Consider the following 13586-nt stretch of genomic DNA (forward strand, 5'->3'; position numbering starts at 1 on the left):
TCCCGCTTACAAGGCGGCTGTTATTGGGGCCCTCTCAAGAAACGGAGAATAGAGCACGTTAACGATTGGGACCTTGGCTGTTGCAGAACTCTGCGCGCCACTTATAATCGACCGCTTAGTAGCCTGAACCAAGCGAGAAAGGCGAGCTAACGCGGCTTTTACGCGCGCTACCTAGCGGACCGACAGTGTTTCTACGTTATACATGGAGTTCTGCACCAGCTACGACCGTTTTTGTAAACTAATAGGTAGCATCGGAAACGAAACGAGCGGACCACCTATCCCGCTCGTTTCTATCCATCACCTCAACAGGCAACCGGTCACTGCCACCAACTAACTTCACCCCTGCACCCACCGGCAACTCTGACTCGCCCTCTTCGTTCTTTCAGCATCTTCGTTTGCCAAAAGTCGCGCGCTGCCCAACCGCCCCACGTTTTGGTTGCCTCACCTTGCTGCTGTTGCCCATGCTTTCTCCCGCCGCTGCCGCCATCGCTTCTGCCCCCGACCTGCTCCGGGATTTGCTGGCGGTTTCCCTCACGGGCATCATTTTCTACACGCCCCTCTACGACCCCAGCGGTTCGGGCGAAATTGTGGATTTCACCTTCGAGTACCTCAACCCCACGGCCCAGCGCATGATGGCCATGCCGGAGGTGCCCACCGTGACACACAACCAGCAGTGGCCCCACAGCATCGCCCACGGCACCTTCCAGTTCCACGTCGAGGCCTTCGTGTCCGGCGAGCCGCGGGAGTACAACGTCAACTACCAGGCCGACGGCTACGACAACTACTACCGTCTCGCCGCCCGCCGCTCGGGCCACGGCTTGCTGGTGAACTTTACCGACACCGCCGACCAGCCCCGCAGCCCCGTGGAAGAAGCCTTGCGAACAGCCCAGGCCGCGGAGAAAGCCGCCCGCGCCGACGCCGAGGAGCAGCGGGCCGCGCTCGGCCGCGCCTTCGAGCAAGCTCCGGTTTCCATCGCCATTCTGCGGGGCCCCGAGTTTGTCGTGGAGCTGGCCAACCCCTCGCTCGGCTTGCTGTGGGGCCGCCCGGTTGGGCCCGCGCTCGGCCGCCCCCTGTTCGAAGCGTTGCCCGACCTGGCGGGGCAGGGGCTGGAGGAGCTGCTGACCCAGGCGCTGCGCACCGGCGAGCCGCTGTACTTCCAGGAACGCCCGACGTGGCTGGCCCGCGACCCGGCCGACCCGCCGGTGCTTGGGTATTACAACTTTACCTACCAGCCCTTGCACGACGCGCAGGGCCACGTTACGGGCCTCATCACGGTGGGCTTGGACGTGACCGAACAGGTGCTTGCCCGCCAGCAGGTGCAGCAGCTCAACCAGGAGCTCGAAGCCCGCGTGCAGGCGCGCACCCGCGAAGCCTTGGCTTTGCAGGCCGACCTGCTGGCCGCGGCCCAGCGCCAGGCGCGGGAGCGGGAGCAGTTCTACGAGATATTTGCTCAAACCCCGGCGGCCATCTGCGTGCAGCGCGGCCCCGAGCACCGCTACGAGTACGCTAACCCAGCCTATCAGGACTTCTTTCCCGGCCGGGAGCTGGTAGGCCGCTCGGTGGCCGAAGCCCTGCCCGAAACCGTGGCCAGCGGCGTGGTCGCCCTGCTCGACCGCGTGTACGAGACGGGCGAAACCTACTTCGGCGAAGAGCTGCCGCTGCTCGTGGCCCGGCCCGACGGGCAGCCGCCCGAGCAGATGTACTTCACCTTCACCTATCAGGCACTGCGCGAAAACGGACAGATTGTGGGTATTTCCACCTTCGCCTACAACGTCGCCGCCCAGGTGCAGGCCCGCCGGCAGCGCGAAGCCGAGCGCCAGCAGCTGCTCCACTTGTTCACGGAAGCCCCCGCCGGCATCGCCATCCTGGCCGGCCCCGAGCTGGTGTTCGAATTCGTCAACCCCGGCTACCAGCAGCTGTTCCCCGACCGCACCCTGCGGGACCAGTCCGTGTTCGCGGCCCTGCCCGAAATCGTCGGCACGCCCGTGGAAGACGTGCTGCGGCACGTCTACGCCACCGGGGACCCGCACGAAGAACAGGGCCTGCGCATTCCCTTCGCCCGGGCCGCCGACGGAGTGCTGGAAGACCGCTACTTTACCTTCACGTACCAGGGGCGGCGCGACGAGCGCGGCCAAGTCACCGGCATCCTGGTGTTCTCCTTCGAAGTCACCGAGCAAGTGCAGGCCCTCCAGCGGGTGGAAGAGAGCCGCGAGGAGCTCCAGCGGTACCAGTTCATGGCCGACCAGGCCCGCGACCCCTTCATCCTGATGCGGGCCGACGGCAGCTTTGCCTACCTCAACCAGCGCGCCTTGCACACGTGGGGCTACTCGGCCGACGAAATAGCGCACCTGCGCGTGCCCGACCTCGACCCGATTTACGACGAGCACGCCTTCCGCCAGCTGTTTGCGCAGGCCCAGCACGAAACCATTCCCCTGTTTGAGACCCTGCACCGGCGCAAAGACGGCCACGTGTACCCCGTCGAAGCCAGCGCCACCGGGCTGCGGTTCGACGGCCAGCCGCACCTGCTGGTGGTGGCCCGCGACATCACCGTACAGAAACGCTTCGTGGCGGCGCTGCAGGAAAGCGAGGCCCGCTTCCGCACCATGGCCGACGCCGCTCCCAACCTGGTGTGGGCCGTGCACCCCGATTCGTCCATCCGCTACATCAACCGCGCCTTTCTCGACTTTGTCGGGTTGAACCACGAGCAGCAGTACCTCGACACGGGCTGGCAGCCGTACCTGCACCCCGACGAACTGGAACTGACCCAGCGCACCCTCACGCACGCCATTGCCGAGCGCCTGCCCTATGTCCTGGAGCACCGCCTGCGGCGCCACGACGGGCAGTACCGCTGGCTGCTGGCCCAGGGCGCCCCGAGCTACCTGGCCGGCGGCGAGCTCTATGGCTACGTGGGCTCGGCCATCGACATTACCGACCTCAAGCAGGCCAACGAGCAGCTGCACCGCACCAACGTGGACCTGGACAACTTCATTTACACTGCCAGCCACGACCTCAAGCAGCCCATCGCCAACATCGAAGGCCTATTGCAGGGCGTGCAGCACGCGCTGCCGCCGGCCGGCCGCGTGGGCGAAGTGTCCCGCATGCTCGACCTGATGCAGGACGCCGTCGAGCGCTTCGGCCGCACCATCACCCACCTCACCGACATCTCCCGCTTGCAGCACGAGTACGACCAGCCCGCGGCGCTGGTCCCGCTGGCCCGCGTGGTGCAGGAAGTGCGGCTCGACCTGGCCCCGCTGGTAACCCAGACCCACGCCCGAGTGGCGGTGCAGGTTCCGGCCGAGGCCACGCTGCACTTCTCGGAAAAGAACCTGCGCTCCGTGGTCTACAACCTGCTCAGCAACGCCCTCAAGTACCACCACCCCGACCGCGCCCCGGAAGTGACTCTCACCTACGAAGCCCAGGCGGCCCACCACGTGCTGGCCGTGCGCGACAACGGCCTGGGGCTAGATGTGGCCCAGGACCAGGACAAGCTCTTCGGCATGTTCAAGCGCCTGCACTCCCACGTGGAAGGCTCCGGCATCGGCCTGTACATGGTCAAAAAGGTGGTTGAAAACGCGGGCGGCCGCATTGAGGTAGAAAGCACGCTCGGCCAGGGCTCGGTTTTTCGCGTATACCTCCCCCATTAGCCCTTATTTTCTATGCCCTCGACGCGCTGCCGGGGCTTGCTACGAAGCTATGCCGCCCCTGAAAAGCGTCCTGTTGGTCGACGACGATTCGACCACCAACTACCTCAACCAGCTGTTGCTTACCCGCCTCGACGTGGCCGAGCAGTTGCTGGTGGCCGAGAACGGCCGCGAGGCCCTCACCACCCTCACCCAAGTGTGCGCGGAACCCACCGCGCGCTGCCCGGACCTGATTCTGTTGGACCTCAACATGCCGGTGATGAACGGCATTGAGTTTCTCGAAGCCTACCAGCAGCTGTCCCTGCCGCAGCGAGAGGCCATGGTCATCGTGCTGCTCACCACCTCCGGCAATTCCCAGGAGCTAGCCCGCGCGCAGCAGCTGCCCATTGCCGGCGTTCTCACCAAGCCCCTCACCCCCAAAAAAGTCCATCAGGTACTGCACGAACATTTCGGCCACCCCGCCCGCTAAGCCCCTCACCCCCAAAAAAGTCCATCAGGTACTGCACGAACATTTCGGCCACCCCGCCCGCTAAGTCGCGCCGTCGTGGGCGCCAGCCCAACCGGCACAAGCCCAACCCGGTGGGACCACCTGCGTATCTTGCTGCTTACCCTTGTCCGCTACCATGTCTGAACTTGTTGCCCCCGCGGGCTTTTCTCCCTTGCTGGAGGCGGAATACGAGCTGCAGCTTTTCATCGCCGGCGCCTCGCTTCGCTCCGACGCTGCTTTGCGCAACGTGCAAGCCATCTGCGCCCAGCACCTGAGTGGCCGCCACTCCCTCACCGTCATCGACCTGCAGAAACACCCCGAGCGCGCCCATGCCGACAACATCCTCGGCGTGCCCTGCCTGGTCAAGAAACGCCCCGGCCTCATCCGCCGCCTCGTCGGCGACTTCTCCCAGCTCGACCGCGTGCTCAAAGCCCTCGGCCTGGCCTAAGCCACAGTCATCGGAAAGCCGCAGCAGCCAAATCGACCGATTGAGTTTTGTACTTACCCGTCGGTCAAATTCCTTAACGTGCTATTTATTCCGTTTTCCGAGAGGGCCCCCTTATACCACCGCTTTTCCTAATTGCCCCCTATATCGACTCGATCAGCTTTGCAGAAGGGGAGGTTGCCACTACAGTTTCACCACAACCACAAAAAGGGTCATAGATACTATGATTGTCCTCCACATGGCGCCTTCTAGCCACTGAGGTGGTCTAGTAATACTGGACAGTTTGAGGACTTATTGAAGGTTCAAAATATCATAGTAGCTGTTGCAGAACCCGGTCCCAGGCTTGTGAAGGCGAGTCATTTCACTTGCTGAAACCTTGAGACGCGTGCGTAGCACCCTAATTCGGTCTGTAGAGCCGCCAGCAGAGTTCTGCAACAGCCACGTCCGATTGTAAAGAGGTCTGTTCCTTGCCGATCTAGTTGGCGGCATTATAAATACTCCTGATAACGGCCACTTATCGAGGGCAATCTAGAACCTACCAATAAAGGCCCTCTCCACAGTGGAGAGGGCCTTTGTTATTAAGCTGCTCTCGTAAATATCAGCCACATAGCTTGGTTAGGCCATTACGCTGTCTACTTCCACGTTCCAGAACTTGCCGCTTTCGGGCCGGGCCTCGATGCCCCGGAAAAGGCCGGCGGCCGACTGCTCGACGGTGAAAGGCGCACTGCTGCCGCCCATGCGGGTTTGCACCCAGCCCGGGTGCATCGGCGTCACGCCAATAGTGCGGTCCGCCACGCGCTCGGCCAGAATGGCGGCGTACATGTTGATGGCCGCTTTCGAGACGCGGTAGGCGGGGCTGTCGGGGGCCGCATGGCTCACGAGGCCCATCTTGGAGGAGAGAAACACAATCTGGCCGCCGTCGCGTACCAGCGGTAGCATGGGCTCGGTGAAGAGGATGGTGCCATCTACATTGGTCGCGAAGGTGTCGCGCAGGGCGTTGCGCTCGGGCGTGATGGTGCCCAGGTCGGAGCCCACCCCGGCGTTGTTCACCAGCACGTCAATGCTAGGAGCCAACTGGCCGATTTTGGTTACAGCTTGCTCGATGCTCTCGTCTTTGGTAACATCCAGGGTTACTACTGTTAGGTTGGGGTGGCTGAAATCGGCAATCTGGCCCGAGCGGGACGTGCCAATGACGCGGTAGCCTTCGGCTAGTAATTTCTGGGTGAGGGCCAAGCCAATGCCGCTGTTCGCGCCGGTTACAACGGCTGTTTTTTCGGTGGTGTTCATCAAATCAGGGTAAAAAAAGAAAAAGGGTTAGGTAGTGACGACGATTTTGCCCCCGGCCACATTGCTGTCCATCAGCTGGTGCGCAGCTACGAGGTCGTCGAGGGAAAAAGTATGACCGATGCCGAGCTGCACCCGACCAGCTTCGACGGAATCGATAAAGGCCTGCAGCGCTTCGGCCGGGGCCGTTACCTGGCCACTGTCGTAGATGGTCAGGCCCACGGTAGCCGGAATGAACTCCATCGGGGCAAAGTCGGGGATCACCCAGCTTTCGGAGAGCATGCCCGTCATGCAGCCCAGGCCACCAGGCTTGAGGCAAGTGAGCGTATCGCGCAGGGTGGGGGCACCTACCAGTTCCAGCGCGCGGTCAACGCCTTGTGGGAACAGGGCCCGCACCTGCTCGCGCAGCTGGCCGTCATCCACCAGCACGTGCGTCGCGCCGTTGGCCTTGAGCAAGGCCGTGCGGTCGGAGCGGCGGGTGGTAGCCAACACCGTGAGGCCGGCTTGCTGGGCGAGTTGCGCGGCCAGCAGGCCGATGGACGAGGTGCCGCCCCGAATCAGCAGCGTCTGCCCTGGCTGGATTTTCAAGGCCAAGTGCAGCGAGCCGTATACCGTCTGAAACATCTCGGGGATGGCCCCGAGCTGAACCCAGGGCAGCTGGCTGCGAAAGGGATACAGGATGGTCTTGGGCACGACCGTGTACTCGGCATAGCTGCCGTCGAAGTCACGGCCTAGGCCGCCCATCAGGGCCGCCACCTGCTGGCCGGGCAAATACTCCCCCGAAGCATCCTGCACCACTTCGCCGACGCACTCGATGCCGAGGACGCGGGGAAACTGCACGCCCGGCGACAAGCCCTTGCGGGTCATCAACTCCGAGCGGTTCAGCCCAAAGGCGCGCACCCGCAGCAACACCTGCCCGGCGGCGGGCACCGGTACGGGCCGCTCTTCCAGGCGAAACTGGTCGGGGGCGCCAGCGCTATATAAAACGGCGGCTTTCATGGCATCAGAGAGAAAAGGCAGGAAGAGAGGATCTACGCGGCCAGGATAGCAACAACTGTTTCCTAGTCTTGGCGCACACTATTGAATAGGTAACGGTAAATTTTCCAGTCCTGGCCTTCCTGGCGCAGCACAAAGAAGTCCCGGCTGGTGCGCGTCACTTCCTGTCCCGTAGCCAGGTTGGTGGTGGCGGTGCGGGCCGAAGCCTGCACAAAGGCGTACTCACCACCCACGCTCACTTCCTCCACCGCGTAGCGGATGTGCAGGCGCGATGTGGCAAAGAACCGTGCCCCTTTACCAGGCAGCGCGCCAGCCGGCAGGGAGGCCACGCCATCGGCCATGAATACGCCGTCAGCGGTGTAAAGAGCAGGTAGTAAGGAAGTATTGGCCGCGTTTAGGGCTTCCGCGTATTGCGCCAGTAGTTGCTGGGCAGCCTGCGTTTGGGAGTGCGCTTGCATGATTCTGGTCTTAAGGAAGGGTGATGGCAACTCAAAAGCTGGGCCTGATGGCGTTATTTGGTTAATTCCGGGTCAATCAGGGCAGCATCGAACTCAGTATTGAGCTTCTTGTAGAGCGGCGTTGGCTCGACCGTCATGATCAGCTCAATGGTCGGACCGGAGACCAGTTCGAACAGGTGGCCACCGTGGATGAGACCATCAAAGGTGGCCACGTTGATGTGGCTGTGGGCCACGGGCTTGCCGTTGTACACAGCGACGTCACCCGTGAGCGAGGTTACCTCAATGGGGTCCGTAAACGGAATGACCTTAAACGCCTTACGGCCGTAGTCAAATACCCCCACTTTGGCCGAGAGAGCATCCCCAATGGCTTGGTAGTGCGCACTCTGCACCTTGTATTTCTGGGCAAACTCGGTCAGACCCGACACGATTTCGTCGCCCTTGGAGAAAATCAGCGCGTACGTCTTAGTCTGCCCGTTGGTGCTCAGCAGCTTTACTTTCATGCCGGGCGCTTTACCCAACGGCACGGGCTTAGCCGTAGTGAGCGAAATGTATTCCTGGGCCTGGGCGGCCAGGGCGCTGCCGGCCACGAGCAAGGCCGTGGCGGCGAGGTGCTTGATGAAGGAAATGCGCATCGGATTACTGCTTAAGGAAGGGCACCATGTCGGCCCACGTGGCCGGGAAATTGATAAGGAAGGCCCCGTGCGAGGCATTAGGGACGATGGCCAACTGACTGCGACGAATCAGTTGCGCGGTGTTGAGCACGCGCTGTACCGGATTGCCCTCGTCCCGGTCACCAGCCATCACCAACGTGGGGCACTGGATGGTTTGCAGCAGAGCTTTGTCCACGGTCAGGTGGCTGTACATGGTGCCTACCTGAGTAAACATTTCTGCCAACCGCTTGGGCTGGGGCATCAGGGCCAGCTGCTGCCGTATGTAGGCGCTGTCGAGGGCGAGAGCCTGCTGAGTGCTGAAGGTGAAGTCGCGCATACCGGGTGCCAGCTCACTTGCGCCCATCACGATGAGCTTGCGCACCCGCTCGGGATACAGGCTGGCCAGCTTGAAGCCGGTGAAGCCCCCGTCGCTGAAGCCAAAGACAATGGCGCTGTCGCGGGTCGTAGCTTTGAGTACAGCCAGCACATCGTTGGCCCGCTGCTCATAGGTGAGCGGTGCGGTACCCAACTCTGATTTGCCGTGGCCCCGCGTCGAAACGGCAATGACCTGGTACTGGCGCGAGAGGCTGTCAATCAACTGGTGCATCTCGTAGGTTGAGCCGAAGATGCCTCCGTGTAGCAGCACGAACGGGCGGCCCTTGCCGTACACCTCGTAGTAGATTTTGGCGTCACCGGCTTGGGCGTAGTGCCCGGCCTTCGGGTTGTTGCCGTACTGAATGGCGCCCTTCGGGGAGGGGGTAGCCTGCATAAAAGCCCGTAGGGGCTTGGCTGGCCGTTGCTGGCCGAAGGCGGCAGTGGTTAATAGAAGGAAGAAAAACAGCAGGTGCCGGGACATACTAAACAGAGAATGGCGAGTGGAAATGATGATGCAAAATTGGGGCTGCCACCCCCGTCCCGGAATAAACTAGTGTAAGAAATACCCTTAAGCTAGGTTAAGGGTAAGCGCAGGGTGTAGTCCAACCAAGTGGATAAAAGCGGCTTGGCGGCCGGAATGAGTGCATTCCGGCCGCCAATTGGATAAAGAGGTATTTACCGCGACTACAATAACCCTAGTGCCTTACTGCGGCGAGTTGAACAGGTAGCGGGCAATTTTCCATTGACCGCCTTCCTTCACGAACACCCACTGCTCGCGGAAGCTCACACTAGAGGAAGGACCTGAAGGTTTCACGAACTGGGTACCGCTCGAGGTGGAAGTGGCAAAGGCGTAGTTATTGTTCACTACCGTGATTTGAGCGGGGGTAAACGTGAGCGTGAGCATAACGGCGCTGAACAGGCCATCGAATGCGGTCCGGACTTGGGTCTGACCCGTGGCCGTAGGGGAACCGGGAGCGGCAAATACGCCATCCTGGGCGAAAAGCGTAGTTACCGTGGCGGCATTAGAAGCATTGAGAGCCGCGCCGTAATCGGTGAGCAGCTGCTGAATAGCTTGCTGCTCGGCCGCGGTATCGACGGAAGGCGTGTTGTCATCGTCTTTTTTGCAGGCGAGCAGGGCGGGCGTCAGGGCCAGGGTGAACAGGAAGACGCGTACTAGTTTAGAAAGGGTCATACAAAAGGGAGGTGAAAAGCTGGAAAAGGAGGTTGCGGGTGGTTGCCAGCGAGTACCGGCCGAAAGACCACACTTCGCCCGGCCCTTGCCGGGAGCAAGCGAAATGGAAGCGGGCACGCCAGCTTAAATGCGCAACCGGTAAGCAGTTAAAAGGGGAGGGGTGAGTCGGCTTACAACTTCGGTAAGGGGGTAGCCGGTAACTCCCGGGGGCTTCCACTGCAACGTGGCCTATCGTTACAGTTTCGACCGTCTTGGTGTTGTTCGAACAGGACAAAGGTCCGACAACAGGGTAGTCCACGCCCTTGAACTAGCGTAAGAAATATCCTTAACCTAGGTTAAGCTTTCAGGCTTTGGTCGCCCGGTCTTTGCGAACTTTGCTAAGGAACTCCGGTGTGATGCCGAGGTAGGAAGCAATCTGCGTGTTGGGTAAGCGGTTGGCCCAATGCGGGTACTGCGTCAGGAAGTTCTGGTACCGCTCATCGGCTGTGGCGCTGATGCTTTGCAGGATACGATTCTGTAGGTCGATATATCCCCGCTCGACGAGGATGCGGAAGTTGCGGTCGAACTTGTGGTAATGCGTAAACAAGTCAAGCAGGTCGTCGTGCTTGATTTGCAGCACGGTCGCCGGCTCCACGGCTTCGATGTACACGCGGCTGGGCTGCTCGGCGTAAAAGCTGGCCAAATCGGTCATCCATTCATTTTCCACCGCAAACAACAGGTTGTGTTCCTTGCCACTCTTGTCGACGGCGTACAACTTAAAGCACCCGGCCACCACGAAGCTGGCGTACCGGCACACCTCCCCCTCCTGCAATAGGAAGCTCCGGCGCTTCACTTTCCGCTCTGTGAACTGCCGGGCCAGCGCCTCTTCCTCCTGCGGAGTGAGAGGGAAGTAGTCGCTGCGGAAATACTGGCTGAGTGCTTCGAGCGGAGGAGATTTATCCAAGTTGCTGGCAAAGTAGTAGATGTTTAGCGCCGGGCGTAACGCTTGGCACCGAGTTAGCTGAGCGTTAACCCACCTGGAACGTGCGCATACTGATGCCCCCGAACGTCACGTCCTCAAACGTATGGGTGATGGCCTCGGTTGGGCAGGCCAGGCCAACACTATAAAGCAGCGACAGGTATTGGTCGAGCGAGGGCACGGCCAGCGCGCCGGTGCGCCCGGTTTGCTGGTAAGCAAGTAAGCCCTTGAAGTCGCGCTGGTCGAGCCGACCATGAGGCATGCTTAACTGCAGCTTGTACACCACATTGCCCGAGCCGATGAGGAGCACGCCCCGCTCCCGCAGAAACTGGAGTTGCCTGGCAAAGTCGAAGTGTCAGGCCAGCGGCTTGGTGTAGTCGAGGCTGAGTTGCACCACCGGAAGGTTGGCCTACGCGGGGTACTGCATCCGTTCCAGTGCTGGTGGGAAGCCCTCAAAGTCGTGGGTAGTCGGGGTTCATGGCCTGCAATTAATGGGTGGTAACGAGCTTAACTTCTTTGTGTTAAGACATTGCGTCAGTCGGCAAGCTTCTGGCTGGCATGCAGTTGAAAATCAAGAATGGTTTGGGGTAGCATACGGCCCTTTCACTACCGCTTCGATGAATAGGCTCGTGTAGTGCAAGACGGTCTGCCGGGCCTCTTTGTGGGGGGTATGCCCGACGAATGGAACAAGCAGTAGCTGGGCTGTCCCAGCTACTTGCCCTACAATGCCTGTTACCTGAGCTAGCGTGCCGTACTCATCCTGCCCGCCCTGAATCACCAGCACCGGACAGGTAATACGGGGAAGAAAGCGTTCGATATTCCACTCTCGGTATTCATCGCGCAGCCACGTTTGCGCCCAGGCTTCAAACACGGCATCCGTCTTATCGCCGTGGTACTTACGCAGCCGCTCCGGCAGGTTGGTGGTACTAAACGCTTGCACAGCTGCCCGAATGCCCCGTAAGGTTTCCTCTTCCACGAAGATGTGCGCTCCCTCGGTTACCACCGCCCGGATGCGGGCGGGGTGCTTGGCGGCCGCCAGCAGGGCGATAGAGCCACCATCGCTGTGGCCGAACAGAATGGCCTGCTCAATACCGCCCTGTTGGAGCAGCCGCTGCAAGACGTCAGCTTCCGTTTCGAGATAGGTTACTTCGCGCCGGGCGCTGCCAAACGGGCTGGATTGGCCGTAGCCTTGCCGGTCGTAGACGAGCGTTGGGCACCCGGTAGCAGCCCCCAGCGCAGAAGGAAAGTCCCGCCACTGGCTGGTAGAGCCCAGCGAGTCGTGCAGAAATACAAGGGTCGGTCGGTCGGGCTCTCCCGGGGTGCGACTCAGATGCAGCGTTGCGCCATCAAGTACTATTTCTTCCAGCAAAGAATTCATTTACAGCAGCTGCAAAATTGACAGAAACGTGCAGATCGGGACCTTTGACGCGAAAGAAATAGTCAGCGCCAAGGAAAGGATTCCGACTTTCGTCGGCCTTATCGAAGGCAAAGTACCCCGCTCTATAACGGCCGCTGCCGGAACGTGACGGCCTGCCGGTGCAGCGGCGGCAGCACCAGCAGTACAATCAGCAGGGCCATGATGCCCACGCTGACCAAGCCAAAGTAATTCAGGCAGTAGCGAAGCAGGGTTTGCGTTTCGAGCGTGTTGGCCAGCAGGCTGGCCGCACCGCGCTGAGCAGTTTCCAAGGCCAGGCCCTTGCCTTGAAGGCTCTGTTGCAGGCCCTGCACGCGGGCCGCGACTTCGCTCGTGCCGGGCAGCAAGTCGGCCCGAAAGCGGTCGAGTTGCGCCGTGCGCCAGTAGGGCTGGAGTACGCTGGTGACGGCCAAAGAGCCCACGAAGCCCAGGTTGCGAAACGCCACCGCCGCGAAGGTGCCCGCCGCGGCCAGCTGCGGGGGCAACCTGCCCATCGTGAACAAGGCCAGTGGCACCAGCACAACGCCCACGGCCAAGCCCTGTAGCAGCATGGGAAGCAGGAAAACTGTCAGTTGCTGCGCCGGTCCGAAGAGCAGGTACATCCACACGTGGTGAGCGAGCAGCAGCGCAAATCCCACGACGAGTAGCCGGCGCAAGGGCGTCCCCAGCAGCACAAAACGGACCACCACGCTTACCCCCAGCACAATCCCAAGTAACGTAGCGGCTTGCAGCAGCACCATCTGACGGGCATCAACGTGCAATACTCCCGTGAAGTAGGCCGCCGCGATGTTGGTGGTCCCCCGGAAAAAGTAGAACACCATGAACAGCGCCAGCCCTACGCAAAAGGTGCGGTAGCGAAACACGCCGGGGTGGATGTAGGGCCGCTTCAGGTGCCACTGCCGCCACCCAAAGGCCCCACTGCCTACCACAGCTAGGCCCAGCGCCAGCCAGGCCGCTGTGCTCTCCAACCAGTAGAGTTGCTGGCCATACGAAGCCAGGTAGGACAGCCCTAGCAGGGAGGCACTCAGCAGCACCCAACTAGGCCACTCCAACTGGCTAAGCGGCAGCCGCCTGCGGGTGCGCACGCCGTTGAGAATGAGCAGCAACAGCAGCGCGCCGGGCACCACCACGACCAGAAACACGTGAAACAGTGCCGGCACGGGGTAGTGGTCAAGTACCGACCAGCTCAACATGGTACCCAGCGGCGCCGAGGCCAGCAGCCCCCCGTAAAAGATGGCATAGCCCATGGCCCGGGCCCGGGTGGAGTGCAGGCGCGAAAAAATCAGTGACAACAGCGGCGTGACGATGGTGCAGGCCACAGTGCCCTGCAAAAAGCGTAGCAGCAGGAGCAACCGAAAATCGCGCACCCAGCCGGCCAGCCCGACCAAGGCTACTAACAGTACTATGCTCACCGCCAAGTAATCGCGCAGGCGCAGGTAGCTGCCCAAATGCGGATCAAAGGGCAGAAAGGCTACCAGGCCTGCGTAGTACAGCAGGACGGAAAACTGCACGTCGGCAGGCTCCACGCCGTAGTAACCTGCCACCTCGGCCCCGCTGCCAGCGTAGAGGCCAAGCAGCAAAAATGGCGGCAGCAGTGCCCAAAACAGCACGACCCGGATAACCCACTCGGGTACCCACGCCTTGAAAAGCGGCAGCAACTCAGCGTTTTTCATTGGGTGGCAACAG

Annotated in this window: 13 protein-coding genes; 3 read left to right on the plus strand and 10 right to left on the minus strand. The window is 61.3% G+C overall.

Features of this window, described 5'->3' with window-relative positions; all coding sequences use genetic code 11:
* Positions 1–461: 461 nt before the first annotated feature.
* From ACFE7X_RS07270 to ACFE7X_RS07280, 3 genes are all read left to right on the plus strand, one after another.
* The gene (locus tag ACFE7X_RS07270; protein ID WP_375435007.1) at positions 462–3644 is read left to right on the plus strand and encodes a PAS domain-containing protein; all 3183 of its coding nucleotides are present in this window, start codon (positions 462–464) and stop codon (positions 3642–3644) included.
* A 49-nt stretch (positions 3645–3693) separates the two neighbouring features.
* Positions 3694–4110 carry a response regulator gene (locus ACFE7X_RS07275; protein WP_375435008.1) on the plus strand — a complete coding sequence of 139 codons (417 nt, stop codon included), beginning with the start codon at positions 3694–3696 and terminating at the stop codon, positions 4108–4110.
* Positions 4111–4264: 154 nt separating this feature from the next.
* The gene (locus ACFE7X_RS07280; RefSeq protein WP_375435009.1) at positions 4265–4576 is read left to right on the plus strand and encodes a circadian clock KaiB family protein; all 312 of its coding nucleotides are present in this window, start codon (positions 4265–4267) and stop codon (positions 4574–4576) included.
* 612 nt (positions 4577–5188) lie between these two features.
* Here the strand turns inward: ACFE7X_RS07280 and ACFE7X_RS07285 are convergent.
* From ACFE7X_RS07285 to ACFE7X_RS07330, 10 genes are all read right to left on the minus strand, one after another.
* A complete protein-coding gene (locus tag ACFE7X_RS07285; protein WP_375435010.1) occupies positions 5189–5860 on the minus strand; it encodes an SDR family NAD(P)-dependent oxidoreductase in 672 nt (223 codons plus the stop codon).
* A gap of 27 nt (positions 5861–5887) precedes the next feature.
* Positions 5888–6856, minus strand: coding sequence for a zinc-binding dehydrogenase (locus ACFE7X_RS07290; RefSeq protein ID WP_375435011.1), 969 nt, complete (start codon positions 6854–6856; stop codon positions 5888–5890).
* Positions 6857–6918: 62 nt separating this feature from the next.
* The gene (locus tag ACFE7X_RS07295) at positions 6919–7311 is read right to left on the minus strand and encodes a YybH family protein (protein WP_375435012.1); all 393 of its coding nucleotides are present in this window, start codon (positions 7309–7311) and stop codon (positions 6919–6921) included.
* Positions 7312–7364: 53 nt separating this feature from the next.
* On the minus strand, positions 7365–7943 hold the full coding sequence (locus ACFE7X_RS07300; RefSeq protein ID WP_375435013.1) for a PPC domain-containing DNA-binding protein: 579 nt from the start codon (positions 7941–7943) through the stop codon (positions 7365–7367).
* A gap of 4 nt (positions 7944–7947) precedes the next feature.
* Entirely contained in the window at positions 7948–8817 is an 870-nt protein-coding gene (locus tag ACFE7X_RS07305; RefSeq protein WP_375435014.1) for an alpha/beta fold hydrolase, read from the minus strand.
* Positions 8818–9039: 222 nt separating this feature from the next.
* The gene (locus ACFE7X_RS07310) at positions 9040–9528 is read right to left on the minus strand and encodes a YybH family protein (protein WP_375435015.1); all 489 of its coding nucleotides are present in this window, start codon (positions 9526–9528) and stop codon (positions 9040–9042) included.
* Positions 9529–9871: 343 nt separating this feature from the next.
* A complete protein-coding gene (locus ACFE7X_RS07315) occupies positions 9872–10471 on the minus strand; it encodes a Crp/Fnr family transcriptional regulator (RefSeq protein ID WP_375435016.1) in 600 nt (199 codons plus the stop codon).
* Positions 10472–10535: 64 nt separating this feature from the next.
* Complete coding sequence (locus tag ACFE7X_RS07320) at positions 10536–10796, minus strand: hypothetical protein (RefSeq protein ID WP_375435017.1); 261 nt, start codon at positions 10794–10796, stop codon at positions 10536–10538.
* A 261-nt stretch (positions 10797–11057) separates the two neighbouring features.
* Positions 11058–11864 (minus strand): alpha/beta fold hydrolase, encoded by an 807-nt coding sequence (locus ACFE7X_RS07325; protein ID WP_375435018.1) that lies wholly within the window; start codon positions 11862–11864, stop codon positions 11058–11060.
* 122 nt (positions 11865–11986) lie between these two features.
* Positions 11987–13573, minus strand: coding sequence for an MFS transporter (locus ACFE7X_RS07330; RefSeq protein WP_375435019.1), 1587 nt, complete (start codon positions 13571–13573; stop codon positions 11987–11989).
* Positions 13574–13586 lie beyond the last annotated feature (13 nt).

The organism is uncultured Hymenobacter sp. (genome assembly GCF_964242765.1).
In the GTDB taxonomy this organism is placed as follows: domain Bacteria; phylum Bacteroidota; class Bacteroidia; order Cytophagales; family Hymenobacteraceae; genus Hymenobacter.